At 41.6% G+C, this 22178-nt stretch carries 20 protein-coding genes and 4 tRNA genes; 22 read left to right on the top strand and 2 right to left on the bottom strand.

Translation table 11 applies throughout. From position 1 onward, the window contains the following. Positions 1-110: 110 nt before the first annotated feature. Positions 111-1373: a glutamyl-tRNA reductase gene (gene hemA, locus QQK06_RS16625; RefSeq protein ID WP_284245914.1), complete on the bottom strand. Its 1263-nt coding sequence runs from the start codon at positions 1371-1373 to the stop codon at positions 111-113. Positions 1374-1590: 217 nt separating this feature from the next. Here hemA and lolB point away from each other — a divergent pair, with 217 nt between their 5' ends. From lolB to QQK06_RS16565, 12 genes are all read left to right on the top strand, one after another. Further along, positions 1591-2208 (top strand): lipoprotein insertase outer membrane protein LolB, encoded by a 618-nt coding sequence (lolB, locus tag QQK06_RS16620; protein WP_284245913.1) that lies wholly within the window; start codon positions 1591-1593, stop codon positions 2206-2208. Between the two features lie 25 nt (positions 2209-2233). Next, on the top strand, positions 2234-3106 hold the full coding sequence (gene ispE, locus QQK06_RS16615; RefSeq protein WP_284245912.1) for a 4-(cytidine 5'-diphospho)-2-C-methyl-D-erythritol kinase: 873 nt from the start codon (positions 2234-2236) through the stop codon (positions 3104-3106). A gap of 124 nt (positions 3107-3230) precedes the next feature. Further along, positions 3231-4178, top strand: coding sequence for a ribose-phosphate pyrophosphokinase (locus QQK06_RS16610; RefSeq protein ID WP_284245911.1), 948 nt, complete (start codon positions 3231-3233; stop codon positions 4176-4178). Between the two features lie 270 nt (positions 4179-4448). Continuing rightward, positions 4449-5069 (top strand): 50S ribosomal protein L25/general stress protein Ctc, encoded by a 621-nt coding sequence (locus tag QQK06_RS16605; RefSeq protein WP_284245909.1) that lies wholly within the window; start codon positions 4449-4451, stop codon positions 5067-5069. Between the two features lie 18 nt (positions 5070-5087). After that, entirely contained in the window at positions 5088-5672 is a 585-nt protein-coding gene (gene pth, locus QQK06_RS16600; RefSeq protein WP_284245907.1) for an aminoacyl-tRNA hydrolase, read from the top strand. Positions 5673-5685: 13 nt separating this feature from the next. Continuing rightward, on the top strand, positions 5686-6777 hold the full coding sequence (gene ychF / locus QQK06_RS16595; RefSeq protein WP_284245906.1) for a redox-regulated ATPase YchF: 1092 nt from the start codon (positions 5686-5688) through the stop codon (positions 6775-6777). Positions 6778-6900: 123 nt separating this feature from the next. Beyond that, positions 6901-7254: a DUF3718 domain-containing protein gene (locus tag QQK06_RS16590; RefSeq protein WP_284245905.1), complete on the top strand. Its 354-nt coding sequence runs from the start codon at positions 6901-6903 to the stop codon at positions 7252-7254. Positions 7255-7429: 175 nt separating this feature from the next. Continuing rightward, positions 7430-7777 carry a DUF3718 domain-containing protein gene (locus QQK06_RS16585; protein ID WP_284245903.1) on the top strand — a complete coding sequence of 116 codons (348 nt, stop codon included), beginning with the start codon at positions 7430-7432 and terminating at the stop codon, positions 7775-7777. A 144-nt stretch (positions 7778-7921) separates the two neighbouring features. Beyond that, positions 7922-7998, top strand: a tRNA-Met gene (locus tag QQK06_RS16580). Positions 7999-8007: 9 nt separating this feature from the next. Next, positions 8008-8092 (top strand) — tRNA-Leu (locus QQK06_RS16575). A gap of 40 nt (positions 8093-8132) precedes the next feature. Continuing rightward, a tRNA-Gln gene (locus QQK06_RS16570) sits at positions 8133-8207 on the top strand. Positions 8208-8258: 51 nt separating this feature from the next. Continuing rightward, a tRNA-Gln gene (locus tag QQK06_RS16565) sits at positions 8259-8333 on the top strand. Positions 8334-8422: 89 nt separating this feature from the next. On the opposite strand, the gene QQK06_RS16560 is transcribed toward QQK06_RS16565, so the two are convergent. Next, complete coding sequence (locus QQK06_RS16560) at positions 8423-9589, bottom strand: FAD-dependent oxidoreductase (RefSeq protein ID WP_284245902.1); 1167 nt, start codon at positions 9587-9589, stop codon at positions 8423-8425. 259 nt (positions 9590-9848) lie between these two features. On the opposite strand from QQK06_RS16560, the gene miaB reads away from it, so the two are divergent. From miaB to QQK06_RS16510, 10 genes are all read left to right on the top strand, one after another. Next, a complete protein-coding gene (gene miaB / locus QQK06_RS16555) occupies positions 9849-11291 on the top strand; it encodes a tRNA (N6-isopentenyl adenosine(37)-C2)-methylthiotransferase MiaB (protein ID WP_284245901.1) in 1443 nt (480 codons plus the stop codon). A gap of 24 nt (positions 11292-11315) precedes the next feature. After that, on the top strand, positions 11316-12386 hold the full coding sequence (locus QQK06_RS16550; protein ID WP_284245900.1) for a PhoH family protein: 1071 nt from the start codon (positions 11316-11318) through the stop codon (positions 12384-12386). Continuing rightward, entirely contained in the window at positions 12386-12841 is a 456-nt protein-coding gene (gene ybeY, locus QQK06_RS16545) for an rRNA maturation RNase YbeY (protein ID WP_284245899.1), read from the top strand. Before QQK06_RS16550 ends, ybeY begins: the two co-directional genes overlap by 1 nt. Positions 12842-12953: 112 nt before the next feature. Continuing rightward, the gene (locus tag QQK06_RS16540) at positions 12954-13832 is read left to right on the top strand and encodes a CorC family transporter (RefSeq protein ID WP_284245898.1); all 879 of its coding nucleotides are present in this window, start codon (positions 12954-12956) and stop codon (positions 13830-13832) included. A gap of 54 nt (positions 13833-13886) precedes the next feature. Beyond that, positions 13887-15452, top strand: coding sequence for an apolipoprotein N-acyltransferase (lnt, locus tag QQK06_RS16535; protein ID WP_284246638.1), 1566 nt, complete (start codon positions 13887-13889; stop codon positions 15450-15452). 167 nt (positions 15453-15619) lie between these two features. Further along, complete coding sequence (locus tag QQK06_RS16530; protein ID WP_284245897.1) at positions 15620-16897, top strand: efflux RND transporter periplasmic adaptor subunit; 1278 nt, start codon at positions 15620-15622, stop codon at positions 16895-16897. 40 nt (positions 16898-16937) lie between these two features. Continuing rightward, positions 16938-17630 (top strand): ABC transporter ATP-binding protein, encoded by a 693-nt coding sequence (locus QQK06_RS16525; RefSeq protein ID WP_284245896.1) that lies wholly within the window; start codon positions 16938-16940, stop codon positions 17628-17630. A gap of 24 nt (positions 17631-17654) precedes the next feature. Continuing rightward, complete coding sequence (locus QQK06_RS16520; protein ID WP_284245895.1) at positions 17655-18965, top strand: ABC transporter permease; 1311 nt, start codon at positions 17655-17657, stop codon at positions 18963-18965. Positions 18966-18980: 15 nt separating this feature from the next. Next, positions 18981-20195: an ABC transporter permease gene (locus QQK06_RS16515; RefSeq protein ID WP_284245894.1), complete on the top strand. Its 1215-nt coding sequence runs from the start codon at positions 18981-18983 to the stop codon at positions 20193-20195. A gap of 270 nt (positions 20196-20465) precedes the next feature. Continuing rightward, positions 20466-22136, top strand: a complete 1671-nt coding sequence (locus QQK06_RS16510) for an amidohydrolase (protein WP_284245893.1) — start codon at positions 20466-20468, stop codon at positions 22134-22136. The last annotated feature ends 42 nt before the right edge of the window (positions 22137-22178 follow it).

Below are 22178 nucleotides of genomic sequence, written 5' to 3'. Positions count from 1 at the left end.
ATAACAACTCACCGGCTATTATAACCTAGTTATTATTTAACATGGGACGAATTTTATCTGGGATGGCGGCAGTGTAAAGATTTAGTCACCGAGTTGCAATGCAAGCTAGATTATTTATCGATATTAAAGATATCGCGTAAATAAACCAATTTATCTAACTCGCCACCTTGTGCGGCTGATTGAATCGCACTGGTTGGAGCATGCATAAATTTATTGGTTAACTTCGTTGCCAGCTCGGCAAGTACCGCCTCAGGGTCTTTATCACTTTGTAATTGCTGTTTTGCTTTTTCCAGTAACAAATCTCGCTCAGTGAGACATTGGTTACGATAACTAACGACCGTATCCTGAGTATTTAACCCTCTCAGCCAGGACATAAATCCTGAGGTTTGCGTATTAACGATAGCTTCAGCTTCCACTGCCGCTTTACGACGATTTTCCAGGTTTTTCGCAATAATGCCCTGTAAATCATCAACCGTATATAAAAAGACATCTTCGAGATCTGCAACTTGTTCTTCAATATCACGCGGTACTGCTAAATCGACCATAAAAACAGGTCTGTGCTTACGCTTAGCCAATGCTTGCTCTACCATCCCTTTGCCTATAATAGGTAAAGTACTGCCGGTTGAGCTGATCACTATATCTGCATCAGCCATTCTTTCTGGGATTTGCGCAAGGGTAATAACATCAGCCCCTATTTGCTGAGCCATTAATTCAGCCCGCGATAGCGTTCTGTTAGCTACCGTAATTTTCCCGACTTTATTTTCGTATAAATGCTTAGCAACTAATTCAATGGTTTCACCCGCACCAACAAGCAAAACTTTCGCAGTTTCCAGACTGGCAAATATATGTTTTGCCAAATTTACCGCAGCAAATGCGACGGAAACGGCACTAGCGCCGATATCTGTCTCTGTTCTAACCTGTTTAGCGACCCCAAATGTCCGCTGAAACAAACGATCCATCACCAGTGACATTGAGCCACTTGCTTTTGCTTGATTATAGGCTTGCTTCATTTGCCCTAAGATCTGCGGCTCGCCCAATACTAAGGAGTCCAAACCACAAGCCACTCGCATCATATGATTAACGGCTTGCTGATCATTGTGCCAATATAGGCTAGGAATAAACGTTGATGCTGGAATATTATGATGATGTGCTAACCAGGCCACCACTTTTTCTTGTGTGATGTCTAATTTTTCACTTTGCACTAAGTAAAGTTCGGTACGGTTACAGGTAGATAAAATCGCTGCTTCTTTACATTGCACATAATGCAGCATTTCCTGTAATGCTGACGATAACTTATCCGGGTTAAAAGAAATTTTCTCCCGAACAGCTACAGGTGCAGTTTTATGATTAATTCCGACAGCAACAATAGACATAACGTTAACGATTCAACCTAGCTCACAAATTTAAAATAGCGAATATGTTTGTCGTGATAAAAAACACTGAAAATAACACCGACTCGTGTATTATGACCTGACGATAACGGGTAAGATCTGATCTATCACAAACTATGGTGACAATTTTACGTAATAATCACCATGAATAAAAGAAAATCCCTGTATTTTGCAAGGAATTAGCATAAACGACTAAATTATGAGCAATATTTTTCGCCTCTGGCCATTCATACTTTTAATCACGATCACCGCCTGTAGTTCACTTAAACAGCCAAGTCCACTTCCCGTTGATATGCAATTAACTAAAGCACAACGCCAGCAGCAACTAAACAATATTTCGCAATGGCAAGTCACAGGGAAGCTAGCGTTTATCACCCCTGAAAAGCGTGAAAGTGCCAATCTGTTTTGGCAATTAAACCAAAAACAAAAAAGTCAGCAATTAACACTAACCTCCTATTTGGGGATAAACGTTTTATCACTCTCATCAAATAACGACTATCACACCGTCGAAGTAGACGGCGAACAATATCAGGGAAATGATTTAGAACAGCTCATCTATCAACTTACCCAACTTAATTTACCGACGCAAGCAATGCAATACTGGCTCAAGGGACTAACCTGGTCTGAACAAGATCAGATCAGCTATGATGCAAATACAGGACTGCCAACGCAGTTACTCAGTTACTATAATGGCAGGCACTGGCAAATAAGTTTCGATAATTACCAATTGTATTATCAACTGCCAATGGCAAGAAAAATCACCATCAGGCAGGGGCAGCTGACAATTAAGCTCTTGATAAACCAGTGGACATTTTAAACTAGCGCTAACAAGTAAAATTTTTATGGCACATTCTAAGTTTCACCATTTTCCTTCACCGGCAAAATTAAATTTATTCCTTCATATCGTTGGCAGAAGAGCAAACGGCTATCATGAGCTTGAAACTGTTTTTCAGTTTTTGGACTATGGTGACGATATTGCCATTTGTGTCACCGAAGACTCGGAGATAACACTATTAACCCCTATTGCCGGTGTTAACAATGACGATAACCTAATAGTAAAAGCGGCAAAATTACTACAAAAAGAAACCCAAATTCCTTTAGGGGCTGAAATAAAGCTTAATAAAAAGCTGCCAATGGGGGGAGGCCTAGGTGGAGGTTCTTCTAATGCCGCTACCGTATTAATTGCCCTCAACCTACTGTGGCAAACAAAATTAACATATCAACAACTGGCTGAACTTGGGCTGACACTAGGTGCCGATGTACCCATTTTCATCCTTGGTTCTGCTGCTTTTGCGCAAGGCATCGGTGAACAACTCACTCCTGTTACGCCGAAAGAATATATCTATTTAGTCACTAAGCCTGATTGCAGTATTTCAACCCAAGCGGTTTTTACCGCCAAAGAGTTAACCAGAGACACAGCTAAGCTCAATTTAAATATTAGCTCGATCGACCAGCTGATTGAACAATCCCATAACGATTGCCAACCTTTAGTGATAAAACACTATCCTGAGGTTGCCAACTTACTTGCTTGGTTGGTAGAATACGCGCCGTCTCAAATGACCGGAACCGGGGCGTGTATTTTTTCTCGTTTTGAATCAGAGCAGGAAGCGCGTCGGGTCGCTGATTTGCTACCACAGTCAGTACAGTCGTTTGTTGCAAAAGGTGTGAATCAATCGAGCCTTCATCGCTATTTAGCAAGTGTAGAGCTCAACTAAACACCTGAATAAGTTACGTTAAAAAGCGGTTATTTACTGGCTTTTTTTAAATATTGTGCTGATATTAAACAACATGTTAATTCAGTATTTAAATCCAATGTCAAAAGTTTCTGAGGAACTGATAGTGCCTGACATGAAAATCTTTGCGGGTAACGCCACCCCTGAACTGGCCAAACAAATTGCTAATCGCCTTTATATTACTCCAGGCGAAGCCAAAGTCGGCAGCTTTAGCGATGGCGAAATAAGTGTTGAAATTACCGAAAACGTGCGTGGTGCTGACGTATTCATAATTCAATCTACTTGTGCCCCAACCAATGATAACTTAATGGAATTGATCGTCATGATCGATGCATTACGCCGTGCATCAGCGGGTCGTATAACGGCTGTTATGCCTTACTTTGGTTACGCACGCCAAGATCGTCGTGTTCGTAGTGCCCGTGTACCTATTACCGCAAAAGTAGTTGCCGATTTCTTATCGAGTGTTGGTGTTGACCGAGTACTTACCGTTGATTTACATGCAGAACAAATTCAGGGCTTCTTTGATGTCCCCGTGGACAATGTCTTCGGTACCCCTATCTTATTAGAAGATATGAAAGAGAAAAATCTTGAAAATCCAGTGGTTGTTTCTCCTGACATTGGCGGTGTTGTTCGTGCCCGTGCAGTTGCGAAGTTACTCGATGATGCTGATCTAGCAATTATCGATAAACGTCGTCCTAAAGCTAACGTTGCCCAAGTAATGCATATTATTGGTGATGTCGAAGGCAGAGACTGTATTATTGTTGATGATATGATCGACACGGGTGGCACCTTGGCAAAAGCAGCTGAAGCATTAAAAGATCACGGCGCTAAACGAGTATTTGCTTACGCAACTCACCCAGTACTTTCGGGTAATGCTGCTGAGAACTTAAGAAACTCAGTGATTGATGAAGTAATAGTTACCGACTCAATTCCATTAACCAAAGAGATCCAGGCATTAGGCAAAGTACGTCAATTAACCTTAAGTGGTATGTTATCTGAAGCCATTCGCCGCGTTTGTAATGAAGAATCAATTTCAGCGATGTTTGACAGCTAAACTCTGAAACTCAATCCATTTATTAAAAAGCACCTGATGGTGCTTTTTTTATCTTTAGCTTGCCCGTTATAGATTACTTATTAAGCACCCAAGTTTATTTTACTTTAAAACCCAACAACCGCTAATTAATATTGGATCTCCTCCGGTTCAAGTGTTATTATGCCGCGCCTTTTTATCAGAGCGTTATTATTATTTTCTGGTGAAGATAGGCCTAGCGTTGTTTTTGGTCGCAAAAAACAACAACATTTTATTTATATAAGGTATTAAACCATGACTGATTTATTTACTTTGGATGCTGAAGTACGTACTGACTTGGGGAAAGGTGCGAGCCGCCGCCTTCGTCACGCGAACAAAGTTCCAGCTATCCTTTACGGTGAAGGCCAAGAGCCAGTTTCTTTAACTTTAGCGCACAACAAAGTATTCCGTGCTCAAGAAGAAGAAGCATTTTACTCTCACGTTTTAACATTAAACGTAGATGGTAAGCCAGTTGAATGTCTGATCAAAGACATGCAACGTCACCCGTTCAAGCCAATTATCATGCATATGGACTTTATGCGTATCGATGCAACTCACGCAGTTCATACTAACGTTCCTGTTCACTTCATCAACGAAGACGCAGTAGTTAAAAAAGGCGGCGCGGTAGCTCATCACATTGCTGAAATCGCAATCACTTGTTTACCTGGTAACTTACCTGAGTTTATCGAAGTTGATCTTGCAGATTTAGAAGTTGGTCAAACTTATCACTTATCTGATATTAAATTACCAGAAGGTGTTACCTCTGATGAGTTAGATAAAGGCGAAAGCCATGACCAAGCTGTTGTAACTGCCAATGCCCCTAAAGGCGCTAGCAGCGACGAAGATAGCGAAGAAGAAGAAACTACTGAAGAGTAATTAAGGATTTATCCTTAAATGACTATTCAACTAGTTGTGGGCCTGGGTAATCCAGGCCCCGAATATGCAAAAACTCGCCACAATGCTGGTGTCTGGTTCGTTAACGAACTTGCTTCCCGATATAATATTCAGCTCCGGCCAGAGAAAAAGTATGCTGGTTTATATGGTAAAGGCTATATTGGTGATCATTTAGTTCACTTATTAGTGCCGACAACGTTTATGAACCGAAGTGGCCAAGCAGTAGCGCCTCTTGCTAATTTTTACAAAATTCCCGTAGAAGAAATACTTGTTGCTCACGATGAGTTAGACATGTTGCCGGGTGTTTGCAAAATCAAAAAAGGCGGTGGTCATGGCGGCCATAATGGACTACGTGACATTATCGCACGTATGGCCAATAACAAAGATTTTTACCGTTTACGCATCGGTATTGACCATCCGGGTCATAAAGATCGTGTAACCGGACATGTTCTTGGTAAAGCTCCTTCGCAAGAACAACAATTAATTGATCAGGCAATCGACGAAGCCAGTCGTTGCTTTGAAATTTGGATGAAAGACGACTTAAAGAAAGCGCAAAACAGATTGCACTCCTTTAAGGCACAATAAATAGGTATTCATTATGGGTTTTAAATGTGGCATCGTTGGTTTACCTAACGTTGGAAAATCAACTCTTTTCAATGCATTAACTAAAGCAGGCATTGAAGCGGCAAACTTTCCGTTTTGTACAATCGAACCAAATACCGGGGTTGTGCCTGTACCAGATCCGCGTTTAGATAAGCTTGCCGCTATTGTAAACCCAGAACGTGTACTACCGACCACAATGGAATTTGTTGATATTGCCGGACTAGTTGCAGGTGCATCTAAAGGTGAAGGTTTAGGTAATAAGTTTCTCGCTAATATCAGAGAAACCGATGCCATCGGTCATGTAGTGCGTTGTTTTGAAAATGAAAATATTGTCCATGTTGCTGGTGGTGTTAACCCTGCCGACGATATTGAGGTCATTAACACCGAATTAGCACTAGCAGATATGGATACCGCAGAACGCGCGATTTTACGCCAAACCAAAAGAGCTAAAGGTGGCGACAAAGACGCTAAGTTTGAATTACCGGTATTAGAAAAAATATTAAAACACGTTGAAGACGGTCATATGATCCGCTCGTTAGATTTAACTAAAGAAGAGTTAAATGCGGTGAAATACCTGAACTTTTTAACGGTTAAACCCACCATGTATATAGCCAACGTTAATGACGACGGTTTCGAAAACAACCCTTATTTAGATACAGTGCGTGAAATTGCAGAAAAAGAAGGGGCTGTTGTCGTGCCAGTATGTGCCGAAATTGAAGGCGAACTGTCAGAAATGGACGAAGAAGATCGTGCAATCTTTATGGAAGAAATGGGATTGGATGAGCCAGGATTAAACCGAGTGATCAATTCCGGTTATGGCCTGTTAAGTCTGCAAACTTATTTCACTGCCGGAGTAAAAGAAGTACGCGCCTGGACAGTTAAACAAAATGCTACCGCTCCTCAGGCAGCAGGTGTGATCCACACCGACTTTGAAAAAGGCTTTATTCGCGCAGAAGTGGTCAGTTACGATAACTTTATCCAATATAATGGTGAGTCAGGCGCGAAAGAAGCGGGTAAATGGCGCCTCGAAGGTAAAGATTATCAAGTACAAGACGGTGATGTCGTCCACTTTAGGTTTAACGTTTAATCACCGCTCGATCAAACACTACAAATCTCACTGAACAAGGAGCTTAGCTCCTTGTTTTTTTTTAATTATCTACCACACTTATAACTAGCAATAACAACAACCCTTCTTTTTTAGGAATCCAATATGAAAATATTATTAACTTCTGTCGTCTGTGCAGCTGTCCTTATTAGCGTTACTCCAAAAAGTTATGCCGATGACTCAATGGCTTTAAGGATCTGTGAATATGTGCAAGCTAATGATAAACAGCGACTGAGAAAGTTTTTAAAAAAACAAAAAATTAAAATCCGTAATATTTATGACGATCTGCGTTGCAATGGTGATAATTTACTAATTTTTGGTGCTAAAGCGAGTGCATTGGATGTAGGTGAATTTATTATTGGTCAACTACCTACTAAAAAAGTGGCTGCTGATATAGAAAGCCTTGATAAACATTCAAAACACTTAGCCGCTAAAGCAAAAGAACGCGTCGGTAGTTAAGCCCAGAGCTTAAAGCTAGGCTAATGAGAAAATCATTAACCTAGCTTTATCACTTTTATTGCGCTAGATCGCCGCATAGCTAATTTTCTAGCGTTATCCTATAAAAAACAGGCAAGACCAAAACTCTATGCCTACACTTACTAGCAAGAGCGTTAAATTTATTAAAGGTGATCAAATGAAAAAATATTATCCATTAATATGTCTTATTATCTCTCTCGGTTTGTTTACCCCTTATGCACAGGCGTTTAATATTGCGCAAAACATCTGTGAATATATAGCTGCCGACGATAAGAAGCGTTTACGTAAGTTATTAAAGACCAATCATCTAAAATTGAGAAAGCTATATGGCGAAATCGCTTGCAACGGTCAAAACATGATGGTGTTTTCTGCCAAACGCCAAGCCAAAGACATTGGTGAGCTATTAACAAAAAAATTACCTAAGTCTGTATTAAAAGAAAATTTAGCTGAAGTCGAAGGTTTATCCCCTGATATTGCCAATTTCATGAAAGAAAGAATCCAATAACACTCAAAACTGAGCATAATAGCAGCGTTTTGCTGAGAGATTAGCCAAACAGGCAAAAAGTCGCATTTTTTTGAAAAAAAACAGTTGACGTTGCCCAAGCAGATTTGCATAATACGCGCCACTTGCTGAGAGGCGAGTTGGAAAGGCTACATAGCTCAGTTGGTTAGAGCACATCACTCATAATGATGGGGTCCCAGGTTCAAATCCCGGTGTAGCCACCATAGAAAAATGCGGGGTTGGCGGAATTGGTAGACGCGCTGGATTTAGGTTCCAGTATCGCAAGATGTGAGAGTTCAAGTCTCTCACCCCGTACCATTTCTAGCAACATCAGTTGCGAAGAAAGTAGATACATTGTTGGGGTATAGCCAAGCGGTAAGGCAGCGGGTTTTGATCCCGTCATTCCAAGGTTCAAATCCTTGTACCCCAGCCACTTTCTTTTCACTTCTTGTAAAAGAAAGTCTCACAATGTAACAACTCCAGTTGGGGTATAGCCAAGCGGTAAGGCAGCGGGTTTTGATCCCGTCATTCCAAGGTTCAAATCCTTGTACCCCAGCCACTTTCTTTATTCTCTCTTATATTCAGATAACTACCTTATAAACCTTTATCACAATAAATTATTACTCTTAGCATATGCTATATCGAGACTTAAATACCACAGGCGTAGGCCAATGCTTTACTTTTTACCCAAGGCAATTGATTAGCTAACGCTAGACCACTGTTTCGTATCACTTTCATTAATGGTGATGGATGGCTAAAGCCTGCGTATAGAGCATCCATTGTCGACATCATTAATAAATTATCAGCACGACGTGTTTTTTCATATTGCGTTAACACGCTTGAGTCATGCCAAGAGAGTCCATCACCAATTGCTTTTGCAATTACAGTTTGTAATGCCTTAACATCTTTAAAGCCTAAATTAACGCCCTGTCCTGCCAGCGGATTAATCGTATGAGCAGCATCTCCGAGTAGTAATACTCGACCTTTTTGATACTGATTGGCATGACGCCGGGTTAATGGAAAACTCGCTTTATCTATAACGTTAATATCCCCTAAGCGATTTGGAAAATGATTCAAGATCTCTTGCTGTAAAGCAGAGTGAGGTAACTGAGATAAACGCTTAATTTCATCTTTTTGGTGATACCACACTAATGACGCGTGATTCCCTGGCATTGGCAACATAGCCATAGGACCTGTTGGGGTAAATTGTTGCCAGGTAATATCTTGCTGCTCTGCTGCGGTTTCTACATTGACCAACAGACATGCTTGCTGATAGTCCCAGCCAGTAATACCAATATTAGCAAGTTGTCTTACTTGTGAGTTTGCGCCATCAGCAGCTACTAATATTTTGCAACCAATGGATTGTTCAGCTAGTTGCACAATAACTTCTTGATCGTTTTGACTAAAGTTAACCAAAGATTCAGGGCACAATAAGGTAATATTGTCCTCTACAGTGATTTGCTGCCATAGCGACAATTGAATTAAGCGATTTTCAATAATATGACCAAGATAGGGTTGTGCGATTTCATCTGCCAAAAACTCAGTATTAACAAAATCATGCTCCCAAACGCCTAATCGATGGTAAGGACAAAGCCGCCACTTAACCAATTGTTGCCAAGCCCCAAGCTGCTCTAGTAAATGCTGAGAGCCAAGGGATATTGCCGACACTCTTAAATCAAACGCTTGGTCACTTGAAAATGTGGCAGGTGCAGATTTTTCAATCACAGCAACGGTTAACCCTAGTTGCGCCAACGCTAACGCACTGGCTGCTCCTACCATACCGCCGCCGACAATCACACAATCAAATTTTTTCATCTTAACAAGCTCTTTCATCTAATCTCATTATTCTAACCAAGCAAGCAAACTAATACGATAGTTCCTACTGAGATAAGCAAAATTTTTCCAAATTGCTTCACGTTACCTACTAAAATTCCAATAACATAGGAATAATTTTTAGCATCAAATAGTCACGCGATAAACTGGCGTAGAGCGAAAAGAAAGAGTAAAATACGCCCCCTAAAATTCTCTAGCAAAAACTAGAATCAATTTCATAGATAAGATCAGGCGTAAATAAATGAGTAAAAAGCTGTATATCAAAACTTGGGGCTGTCAAATGAACGAGTATGACTCGCAGAAAATGGCAGAACTTTTAGATTCAACTCATGGCTATGAGTTAGCTGAAGAAGCTGAAGATGCGGACGTTATATTACTTAATACCTGTTCTATCCGTGAAAAAGCTCAAGAGAAAGTATTCCATCAATTAGGGCGCTGGAAAAACCTGAAGAAAGACAAACCTGAGCTGTTAATTGGTGTTGGCGGTTGTGTTGCTTCACAAGAAGGAGATGCTATTCGCCAACGTGCGCCATTTGTCGACATGGTCTTCGGTCCACAAACCTTGCATCGCTTACCGGAAATGATCCAACAAGTCACTGGTGAGCATAACCCAGTGGTTGATGTTAGTTTCCCAGAAATTGAAAAATTTGACCGTTTGCCAGAGCCTAAGGCCGAAGGTGCAACCGCCTTTGTTTCTATTATGGAAGGTTGTAGTAAATATTGTACTTTCTGTGTAGTGCCCTATACCCGAGGTGAAGAAGTCAGTCGTCCGCTTGATGACGTACTTTATGAGATAGCACAACTTGCAGAGCAAGGGGTACGCGAAGTCAATTTACTTGGCCAAAACGTCAATGCATATCGAGGTCATACACATGATGGGACAATCTGCCGATTTTCTGAGTTAATCCGCTTAATAGCGACAATAGATGGCATCGACCGCATTCGTTATACCACTTCTCACCCGGTTGAATTTACCGATGATATTATCGACGTCTATAAAGATGTACCTGAGTTAGTCAGCCATTTACATTTACCGGTACAAAGTGGATCAGACCGTATTTTAACGCAAATGAAACGCGGTCATACTGCACTGGAATATAAATCGCAAATTCGTAAATTACGTAAAGCTCGCCCGGACATTTGCATGTCATCAGACTTTATCGTGGGTTTCCCAGGTGAAAGTGATGCTGACTTTGAAGCAACAATGGATCTGATCAAAGCCGTTGATTTTGATTTAAGCTTCAGCTTTATCTACAGCGCTCGCCCGGGGACACCGGCAGCCGATATGGTCGATGATATTGACGATGATGTGAAAAAACAGCGTCTGCAAATATTACAAGATCGTATCAACCAGCAGGCATTACGTATCGCCAGACAAATGCTCGAGACTGAACAACGTATTCTGGTAGAAGGTCCGTCGAAGAAAAACCCAATGGAATTAAGAGGCCGCACCGAAAATAATCGTATCGTTAACTTTGAAGGCCCACATTCAGTGATCGGACAATTTGTTGACGTTAAAATCACCGATGTTTACGCTAACTCATTACGTGGTGAATTAATTCGCCAGGAAAGCGAAATGGGCTTACGTATTGCGCACTCTCCGGCAGATATATTGTCTAATAGTCATCATCAGGCAAAACCTGCCAATATTGATGATCTTGGTGTCGGTGTATTCACTCCATAACTTTGCAATGAGCGGACAAGACTTTTGAGTAAAAATAGTAATCACAGTTTAGTATTAGAGCCAGTTGATAACTCCAGACAAGCGAATTTATGCGGTCCTATGGATGACAATCTAAAAACCATAGAGCGTCGTCTAGGCGTTGAGATCAGTTATCGAAGTAATGAATTTAAAATTGTCGGCGAGCCGAATAACGCAAACGCGGTGATCAAATTACTAAAAGATCTCTACTTGGAAACCGAAACTATCAAAGGCAAGGCAAAAGCCATTACCGACGAAATGGTTCATCTCGCTATTTTAGATGCCAATGTCTTAGAGCAAGCACCGACAAAAGTTGATGTTGATTATGAGCAAATGGTGACCATAAAAACCAAACGTGGCATCATTAAACCTCGTAATAAAAATCAGTCAGCCTATGTGCAAAATGTACTGACTAACGACATCAGCTTTGGTATTGGCGTAGCAGGTACAGGGAAAACTTATCTTGCCGTTGCCTGTGCCGTAGACGCATTGGAACGTCAGGAAATCCGCCGTATATTACTGACTCGCCCTGCGGTTGAAGCGGGTGAAAAACTTGGTTTTTTACCCGGTGATTTATCTCAAAAAGTCGACCCCTATTTACGTCCATTGTATGACGCCTTGTTTGAGATGCTTGGCTTTGAAAAAGTAGAAAAACTAATCGAACGTAATGTCATTGAAATTGCACCACTAGCCTATATGCGTGGCCGAACGTTAAATGACGCTTTTATCATCTTAGATGAGAGCCAAAATACTACGGTCGAGCAGATGAAAATGTTCTTAACTCGTATCGGTTTTAATTCTCGCGCGGTGATCACCGGAGATGTCACTCAGGTAGACTTACCACGCGGACAAAAATCAGGTCTGCGTCATGCCATCGAAGTGTTAGAAAATATTCCCGGGGTCAGTTTTAATTTCTTCCAGTCAAAAGATGTCGTCAGACATCCTGTGGTCGCCCGTATCGTTGAAGCTTATGATGCCCATGAGCAAAAGGTTAACCGCTTAAAGGCCCAGAAAAAGGCACAAGAACAACAAGCTAGCGAACAAAAAGCACCAAATAATAAGGATGAACATCACTAATGGCAATTACATTAGATTTACAGCTTGCCTGTGACAACAGTAATTTACCAAGTGAGACACAATTTAACTCTTGGCTCAATACTGCGTTAGCCGCATATAATCAGTCATTTGAAATCACTATCAGAGTGGTTGGTCCCGAAGAAAGCCAATCACTTAATCAACAATATCGCGGCAAAGATAAACCGACTAATGTATTGTCGTTCCCATTTGAAGTGCCAGAAGGGCTTGAACTTGATTTACTTGGTGATCTGGTCATTTGTGCAGACATCGTAGAACAAGAAGCACAGCAGCAAAATAAGCCTTTACTTAATCATTGGGCACATATGGTAATACATGGCTGCTTGCATTTACTTGGCTATGACCATATATCAGATGAAGACGCCGACGAAATGGAAGCGTTAGAAATCAAATTGTTAGCAAATTTAGCCATTGCTGATCCATATCAAATCAGTTAAGTGCTAAGTTATGACATATTTAGTTGCGTTATTTTGTCATTAACACTTGAATTCGATCGATTTTGATTAGAAACTAAACAACTCACTGTAAAAAAGGTAAATAAAAAGCTCCATGAGCGACGACAATCCCCACTCTAGCAACGGCTCTGCAAATAAAACGATATTGGATAAACTTGTTCAAATATTTACTGGAGAGCCGCAAAATAAAGAAGAATTGGTTGAAGTATTAAATGATGCGAAAGATCGCGATTTAATCAAACCAGAAACCAAACAAATGATCGAAGGCGTATTAGGGGTATCTGATATGCGTGTTCGAGACATAATGATCCCTCGCTCGCAAATGGTCACTTTAGACATAAATGCACCATTAAGCGAATCATTACCAATTATTGTTGAATCCGGCCACTCACGCTTTCCTGTGGTCAATGAAGACATCGACCATATCGAAGGGATCTTACTGGCAAAAGATTTATTAGCCTATAACATCAATCAACAGCAACAACCGACTACATTAGCAGATATTATTCGCCCCGCTATCATAGTACCTGAGAGTAAGAAAGTAGAACCCTTGCTGAAAGAATTTCGTTCTCAGCGCTACCATATGGCCATCGTTGTCGATGAATACGGTGGCGTTTCGGGTGTTGTAACCATTGAAGATATCTTAGAATTGATCGTTGGGGAAATCGAAGATGAAACCGATGATGAAATCGCCGAAGACATTAAGCATTTGGCAGGCAATGTCTACCAAGTAAAAGCGCTAACAGAAATTGCTGATTTTAATGAATACTTTAGCTGCGATTTTGATAAAACCGATGCCGATACTATCGGTGGCATTATTTTGCATAAATTTGGTCATATGCCGAAAAAAGGTGAAGAGATCGCCATAGATGATTTTGAATTTAAGATCACCTCTGCCAATAGCCGACGCATTCAAATGTTGCAAATTGCCATTCCGAAAGGTTTTCAAATAAACGGAAAAACAACAGACTAAAACACCGGTTATACGGATACGGATTATTTGAAAGCATTATTAACCCGCTTGGCTATGCGCTTAAAAGCCCATTTTAAAGATACTACTCTTTGGCTCAGCTTATGTGCTGGGCTTAGTTTAGTCTTTGCCTATGCGCCATTTTCACATTGGTGGCTGCCATTTATTGTCTTACCTGTCTGGTTTATCCATTTAGAAAAGCTAATAGAAAAGCAGCGACCAAGTCCTAAGGAAAACTTAACTAAATTACTAGCAAAACACAGCTTTCTTTTTGGCTTTGGCTGGTTTGCCAGTGGCATCAGCTGGGTGCACGTCAGCATCGCAGAGTTTGGCGGTATGCCATTAATTGCTTCTTTACTGTTGATGTTATTACTTTGTTTATACCTTGCTATTTTTCCGGCACTTTGCGGCTATTTAACCGCAAAATCATTACAGCTCTTCAATAAACCGTTAACTCAGATAACGTGGCTGTTTTCAACGTTCTGGTTATTAACGGAATATTTACGCTCTATCATGCTCACGGGCTTTCCCTGGCTTTCGTTAGGATACAGCCAGATAAACGGCCCACTAGCCTCGCTGGGGCCAGTGATTGGCGAAGTTGGTATCACCTTTTGCCTATTGCTAATTACCAGCGCTGTTGCCAATTTAGCTATGAAGCAACAATTAAAATCCTCAATAGTGGCTATTTTATTTATTGCCGGGGCTAGTTTTATTTGTCAGCAGCAGCAATGGGTCAAACCGACCGGTGAAACCATTACCACCGCCCTCGTTCAGGGAAATATTGAACAATCAATAAAATGGCAGCCCGAGCAACAATGGCCCACGATGTTAAAATATCTCGATTTAACCCGGGTAAACTATGACGCCAGTTTAATCATCTGGCCTGAATCTGCAATTCCGGCAATAGAAACCATGAGTACCACTCAGGAGTTTCTGGAAATCGCCGATAAGTCTGCCGCCATTAATCATGCCGCAATTATTACCGGTATTATTAATTATAATTTTGAATCCAGAGAATATTTTAACTCTCTAATCGTACTAGGTAAAAAACATCAGGAAGACGACAACGGCAGCTATTATTACAACCATAGCAACCGCTATAACAAAAATCACCTGCTACCTATTGGTGAGTTTGTCCCCTTTGGCGATTTATTAAGACCACTAGCCCCAATTTTTAATCTGCCAATGTCTTCTTTTACCCGAGGCAATTATCAGCAACCAAATTTAGTCGCTAATGATATTCATTTACTGCCATTGATCTGTTTTGAAATTGCCTTTACTGAGCAATTAGCTGCTAACTTTTCCAATAATAGCAACATATTATTAACTGTCAGTAATGATGCCTGGTTTGGTAACTCTCACGGCCCACATCAACATATGGAAATCGCCCGAATGCGCGCGCTGGAATTTGGTCGCCCGCTATTAAGAGCAACCAATAATGGCGTCACGGCAGTCACTGATCATCGCGGTCAAATCACAGAGCAATTAGCTCAATTTCAACAGGCGGTGCTAACGACCAAAGTACAATTGGTCGACGGCATGACACCCTATAGTCGTTATGGTAACTATCCTGTCTGGATATTAGCCTTTATCCTAGTGTTCATTCACTTACTCAAAAAGTAATTGTCGTTAAAAACATTACCATAGCGCACGCCCCATAAAATTAATTAACTTATAAAACAATAGGTTATTTAAAAGCTAAAAGTTTTATCCGCTAAACTTAAACCTTTTTTCAACTTGCCCCGACTTAATTACTAGTTCAAAGGATCATCTAATTCGGGGGAATAAGCATGGCGATCAGGGATACCAGTGATCAAGATACCAAAGTCATTATTAAAAAATCTAAGTCGAAACAATGGCTAACCATTACCAGCGCGCTCATTGTATTAATTATTATTGTTTGGCAAGTTGCACCGGCAGCAAGTCGCTGGAGCCAAGCCAGCGAATCTATTGCTCGGGAGCGGGTACGAGTAGCAACAGTAACACGCGGTGACTTTACTCGCGAAATTTCAGTGCTCGGCCGAGTAGTAGCGGCAGTGAGTCCGACGGTTTACAGCCCAGCCGATGGCACTATCACATTAATGATAGAAGCAGGGCACGAAGTAAAAAAAGATCAGGCTTTAGCAAGCCTAGATAGTCCTGAATTAACCAGTCGTTTATCACAACAACAAGCCATACTTGCTGGGTTAAAATCTAGTTATGAACGCCAACAAATTCAGGCGAAAAAACAGCATCTTATCGACCAAAAAGCGATAGATTTAGCAGATGTGCGTTTGACCTCAGCCAAACGGGAAAAGCGCCGAGCCGATCAGGGCTATGAAAAAAATGCTATCAGCCAGATTGATTACGAGAAAGCTCAGGACGAGCTCGAAAATGCCAGATTACAACATCGACATACAAAACAAGATGCGGCATTAAATATTGAAAGTCTGGATTTCGATAGTAAATCATTACAGCTTGATATTCACCGTCAAGAGCTGCTAGTCAGCGAATTGCAACGTCAGGTTGATGCACTCACCATTCGCTCACCAGTTAATGGCATTGTCGGTAACCTTAACACCGACAATAAAACCTTCTTAAGTAAAAATCAGGCCATTCTTACCGTGGTGGATTTAAGCCACTATGAAATTGAAATTGAAATTCCAGAAAGCTATGCAGATGATTTAGCTATCGGCATGGACGTCAGCGTACAATTTGAACAGCAAGGCTTTAGTGCCCGCTTGGTGGCCATTTCCCCCGAAATACTAAACAATCAGGTTACCGGGCGGGTACGCTTTACTCAAGCTACACCAGCCAAATTACGTCAAAATCAACGGCTAAATACTCAAATCATTCTCGAACATAAATCGGATGTACTGCAGGTCAAGCGTGGTCAATTCTTAGAAAGCAGCGGCGGCCGCTTTGCTTACTTAGTCAATAATGGTTTGGCACAAAAAACAGCCATTAGCTTAGGTGCCAGAAGCCTGAGTCATGTCGAAATACTCAAAGGTTTAAGCGAAGGTCAGCAGATCATTATTTCAGGCACAGATATTTTCAATGCCGCCGAACAAGTACTCATAAACGATTAATTTAGATACAAATTTACGTATCCGTTAGAAGGAATATCCTATGTTATCAATGAACAACGTCAACAAAGTATTTCAAACTGCAGACATTCAGACCCATGCGCTGCGCGATTTTAACCTCACAGTAAACGAAGGCGACTTTGTCAGTGTTACCGGTCCGTCAGGCTCAGGAAAAACCACATTTCTCAATATTGCGGGCCTATTAGAAACTTATACTAGCGGTGAGTTTCTACTCGATGGCAAAGATGTCAGTCTACTCAATGATAATGCCCGTTCACGCATGAGAAATGAAAAGATCGGTTTTGTCTTTCAAAGTTTTAACCTGATCCCTGACCTTAACTTATTCGATAATGTCGATGTACCACTGCGTTATCGTGGCTTCAATGCCAAAGAGCGTAAACAACGAATAGAAGCCAACCTAGACCGTGTAGGCTTAGCGTCACGAATGAAACACCTGCCCAGTCAACTCTCTGGTGGGCAGCAGCAACGTGTGGCGATAGCTCGCGCACTTGCTACTGACCCACGTTTTTTATTGGCGGATGAGCCAACCGGTAATCTTGACTCGTCAATGGCCGCCGGGGTAATGAGTTTGCTAGAAGAAATCAACAGCCAAGGCACTACTATCATTATGGTGACTCATGATCCTGAGCTCGCAATGCGCGCCTCTCGCACCATCCAAGTCAAAGATGGCAGAGTCAGTGAATTAGATGTGATTGCTGATAAAGCCATCGCATAGCCGGCACCAGTAAAAGGAAATAACATGTTTAATTACTATATAAAAGTTGCCTGGGTCAGCATCATGCGCCACTGGGGTTTAAGTTTACTTATGGTATGCGCCATAGGCCTTGGGATAGGCGCAACTATGACAACAGTCACGGTAAACTACCTGATGTCAGCCAACCCAATCCCGCACAAAAGCGAACAGTTATTTAATGTTCAGCTTGACAGTTGGGATGCAAACGATCCCTTTGATGACGGTCAAAATCCACCAACGCAAATGACCTATATTGACTCAACTAATTTATTTAAAGCCAATAAAGCATTTCGACAAACCATCACATCACAATCTTATGGCGTAATTGAGTCACAAGATCCGGAAATGCGACCATTGTTTGTCTCTGGCAGAGCCAATACTGCTGATTTTTTCCCAATGTTTGATGTCCCTTTTATTTACGGCAGTGGCTGGGACGATTCAGCCGATCAAAGTAAAGCGCAAGTCGTGGTGCTAAGTAAAGTCACTAATGATAAATTATTTGGTGGTGAAAACTCTGTTGGTCAGTCGATACGTTTAGACGGCAATGTCTTTAAAGTAGTTGGTGTTATTGACAACTGGCAGCCCAAACCACGCTTTTATGATATCAGCACTGGCGCCTTTGATGATACCGCCGATTATTTTGCGCCGTTTAGCTTAGTCGCCGAAGAAAAGTTAAAGCGTTCCGGCAATACTAACTGTTGGAAGCCTTTTGGCGATGGTTTTCAGGCATTTTTAAATTCAGAGTGTATTTGGAACTCATTTTGGGTCGAACTACGCAATGATGAAGAAAAAGCGAATTACCAAACCTTTATCGATGCATATGTCCAGGAACAAAAACAATATGGTCGCTTTCCCCGACCATTAGACAATCGTCTCAGTACAGTCACCGAGTGGTTAGAAAATCAAGAAGTGGTCGCCGACGATGCCCAAATGATGATGGCAATGTCATTTATGTTTCTCGTGGTCTGTCTTTTAAATACCATAGGATTATTACTAGCAAAATTCTTAGGTAAAGCACCGGAAATCGGCTTGCGTCAGGCTCTTGGTGCCAGTAAAGAGACATTATTTGCCCAATATATTATCGAATCTGGCTGTATTGGTCTGGCCGGTGGTATTTTAGGGTTAGCATTAGCTTATCTCGGTTTAAATGCCGTTGAAGTTATGTATGGCGACTATATGCAAGGGTTAGCAACACTCGATGTCAATATGATAGTACTGGCAATGCTAATGTCCTTGGTCTCAACAATAATAGCAGGACTTTACCCAACCTGGCGTGCTTGTAAAGTACAGCCTGCCTATCAATTGAAATGCCAATAAAGTAAGGATGTCACTATGTTAGAAACAGGATTAATCATTCGCGCTTTAATGCGTAACAAAGTCGGCGCCTTACTGATCGCCCTACAAATTGCTTTTACTCTGGCAATTATGGTCAATGCTATTTTTATGATCCAAGATCGTAATCAGCAAATGAGTCGCGCCAGTGGTCTAGATGAAGCCAATACCTTTTATTTAACCAACACTATTTTTGGTCAGGATTATAATTATCAGGCACAGCTACAGACCGACCTGCATGCGATCCGAAATACCCCAGGGGTCATTGATGCCATACAAATTAATGCCATTCCGTTAAGTAACGGTGGCTGGTCAATGGCATTGCAACATGAACCAGGGGAAGACAAAGATACCTTGGGAAGTGCCCTATATATGGTGGATGAACACGGTATTAATACCCTAGGCGTTAACTTAATCGCCGGTGAAAATTTTCGCCAGCAAGATATTCAATGGCGGGAGCCTTCACAATCAACCTGGCCACCGAAAACCATCATCACCAAAGCATTTGCCCAGGACTTGTACCCGGATGATTGGCAATCAGCGATCGGTAAAACCGTCTATATTTCACAAACTCAGCCAATGCAGATCATTGGTATTATCGATAAATTACAAGCACCATGGGTTGGCTGGAATAGCGTCGAACGCAGTATGTTAGTGCCATTTCAGTTGGAATCCAATAGCGCTCGTTATTTGATCCGCACTGAAGCGGGACGTCGTGACGAACTTATGCCTGAAATCGAAAAACTTCTGGCAGAAAGTGACAAACAACGCATTATTCGCCGCGTTACCACGTTAGCAGATACCCGCAAAAAAAGTTATCAGAGACACAATGCCACCAATAATATTTTAACAACAGTGATCATCACCTTAACCTTGATCACTGCATTTGGCATAGTCGGTCTGGCAATCTTTAGTATCAATCGTCGTACTAAACAAATCGGTACCCGTCGCGCATTAGGCGCCACTAAATGGCAAGTAATGCGTTATTTTATGGTGGAAAACTTTATCATTTCTTTGCTTGGCGTCACTATCGGCATTATCGGAGCCGTTGGGGTCAACATGTGGTTGGTCAGTACCTTTGAATTATCCCCTATTGGCGGTAAGCTTATTGTTATTGGCGCTATGACTTTATTTATTGTTGGTCAACTTGCTGTGCTATACCCGGCAAGGCGTGCATCGCTGATCCCGCCGGCAATCGCAACCCGTAGCGTTTAATTTTAAAGCGATGGCTGTATTTAACTCAACCTGTTGTCTGGTAAGCAAGCAAACGGAGCAAGTTCTTCCACGCAAACTCAACCCTATAGCAGCATTAGAGGATGATCACAGACCATAAGCTAATACCAAATAAAAAGGCGTAGTGAAATAACTACGCCTTTTCACACGATTTCATACCAACACTATTTTATCAATATTCCCTAGCACTGTTAAAACATTGCCATCATGCTATGATGAAGTTCCATTGCGACAATAATAAACGTCTATTTTATGAAGATAATCAAGCAACTTAACCTCGGCACCAGCTTATTATTACTTTCCTGGTGCGTGCAAGCACAAACCACATTAATCAACAATATTAAAGGTTATACCTTAGATGCCAGCGGCCAGCATTTAGCTCAGTTTTCAGCATTACAATTTACCGATGATAAAATCGATAAGCTCTATCAGTCAGATGATAACATTGCCACTGGCAAAGACTGGCAAGTGATCGATGGTAAAGGGGCAACCATGCTTCCTGGGCTTATCGACGCCCACGGTCACGTGCTCAGTTTTGGTCAAAGTTTAATGACGGCAGATCTCGTCAATAGTCGCTCTGAGCAAGCCGCAGTAAAAAGCACCTTAGTATTTGCTAAGGCTAATCCAACACTCGCCTGGATCACAGGGCGAGGCTGGAATCAGGTGCAATGGCCGAACAAACAGTTTCCTAGTGCTCAATCATTAGATAAATACTTTCCCGATAAACCAGTCTGGCTCAGGCGAGTAGATGGTCATGCAGGTTGGGCTAATTCAAAAGCAATGCAATTAGCGGGCATCACATCAAGTACTAAAGCACCTGAAGGAGGCGACATTATTCGCGATGCCAATGGCAAACCTAGCGGTATCTTTGTTGATAATGCCATGGCGCTGATAGAGCAAAAAATACCACCATTGAGCATAAAGCAGCAAAAAACAATTTTAGTTAAAGCGATGAAGGCGTTAGCCAGTATGGGATTAACCAGTGTCCATGATGCCGGTATCGACAGCCAAAACTTAGCCGCTTTTCAGCAACTCAGTAATGAGCAACAAATGCCAATTCGCATCAATGCGATGTTGTATTTACCCAGTGAAGGCTGGCAACAAACACTAGCGCAAGGCAGCTTCCATTCACCAGATAGTATGCTCAACTTTAACAGTGTAAAAATTCAAGCAGATGGTGCGTTAGGTAGTCGAGGTGCAGCACTTATCGAAGATTACTCCGATCATCCGGGCCATAAAGGCTTATTACTGCATGATAAAAAATCTCTTAATCAGTATGTTAACTTTGCTATGGCAAAAGGCTTTCAAGTCAACACCCATGCCATTGGTGATAACGCCAATAAAATAGTACTCGATTTGTATCAAGATGCGATTAAAAAACACGACAGTAAAGCACTGCGTCACCGGGTAGAACATGCACAAGTATTGCGTATTGAAGATATTCCTCGTTTTCATCAACTTGGGGTGATTGCTTCAATGCAGGCAACTCATGCCACCAGTGATAAAAATATGGCCGAAAACCGGTTAGGTAGTGAACGTATTTTAGGTGCTTATGCCTGGCGAAAATTACTGGATGCTAACGCCATTATCGCCGCAGGTTCAGATTTTCCTGTAGAGTCCCCTAACCCATTTTTTGGCTTACACGCATCAATGACTCGCCAAGATAAAAACAATCAACCGGATAACGGTTGGTATCCAGCAGAGAAGATGACTCGCCTGGAAGCATTTAAGAGCTTTACCTTAGACGCCGCCTACGCAGGTCACCAAGAGCAACTTATCGGCAGTTTACTGCCAGGTAAAAAAGCTGACTTTATCTTATTGCGAGATAACTACTTTACCAGCGAAGCTGAGCATATCTGGCAAAATATCGTTTTATCAACTTGGGTAAATGGCCAAAAAGTCTATCAGGCGATTTCTAAATAGTGATTTTAAGGTTGTGCATTATTTCTCAAATGCGCAACCTTT

This window comes from Thalassotalea insulae, from assembly GCF_030161395.1.
Lineage (GTDB): Bacteria > Pseudomonadota > Gammaproteobacteria > Enterobacterales > Alteromonadaceae > Thalassotalea_E > Thalassotalea_E insulae.
Note: the sequence above shows the minus strand (reverse complement) of the source record. Positions and strands in the feature narration are given on the sequence as shown.